This window comes from Oleiphilus sp. HI0043 (assembly GCF_001634935.1).
Genome location: NZ_LWEY01000755.1, coordinates 1 through 952 on the forward strand (window position 1 = coordinate 1; position 952 = coordinate 952).

Genomic DNA, 952 nt, shown 5'->3' on the forward strand with positions numbered 1-952 from the left:
GAGGGGCTGCACAACTCAGATGACGAAGACCCGGTTGAATTAGATGAAGTTGAAGCCGTCTTAAAACGCGTGCAGCACTTTGATCCACCTGGGGTATTTGCCAAAGACCTGCCCGACTGTTTGCTGCTACAGTTACGCCAGCTACCAAAAGATACGCCCTGGCTACCACAAGCAAAGCTTGTAATCAGCCACTACCTGAACTTATTAGGATCAAGAGACTACGCTCAACTAATGCGACGCAGCCGCCTTAAAGAGCATGAACTGAAAGAGGTTATCTCTCTAATTCAGTCTTTGAACCCTAAACCAGGTGAATCCATTGCTTCTTCCGAGCCTGAGTACATTGTGCCAGATGTCGTCGTAAAGAAAGAAAAAGGACGCTGGAAAGTTGAGCTCAACCCAGAGATTGCGCCAAAAATAAGGGTCAATGCAAATTATGCTTCGTTTATAAAGAGAGCTGACTCCAGTAACGACAACACCTTTATGAAGGATCAACTTCAAGAAGCAAAGTGGTTTATTAAAAGCCTACAAAGTCGTAACGAGACGCTTCTAAAAGTGGCAAGTAAGATAGTAGCTCACCAACAAGGCTTCCTTGACTATGGTGATGAAGCGATGAAGCCGCTGATTTTACATGATATTGCTGAAGCGGTAGAAATGCATGAGTCCACCATATCTCGTGTGACAACACAAAAGTACATGCATACGCCACGAGGCATATTTGAACTCAAATACTTTTTCTCAAGCCACGTCAGCACAACTACTGGCGGAGAGTGCTCGTCAACAGCGATTCGCGCAATTATTAAGAAGTTAATATCAGCAGAAAACCCTAAAAAACCTCTTAGCGATAGCAAGATTGCCGACTTGTTGAAAGAGCAAGGAATTAACGTCGCCCGCCGCACTATCGCAAAATACCGCGAAGCGATGTCGATCCCCCCATCGAACGAAAGAAAAAGAT

General features: G+C 45.0%; 1 protein-coding gene. It reads left to right on the top strand.

All coding sequences use genetic code 11. The features are described 5' to 3' along the window. Window positions 1-952 (top strand): RNA polymerase factor sigma-54 (locus A3729_RS08665; RefSeq protein WP_156497818.1); only part of this gene is annotated, 952 nt, incomplete at both ends.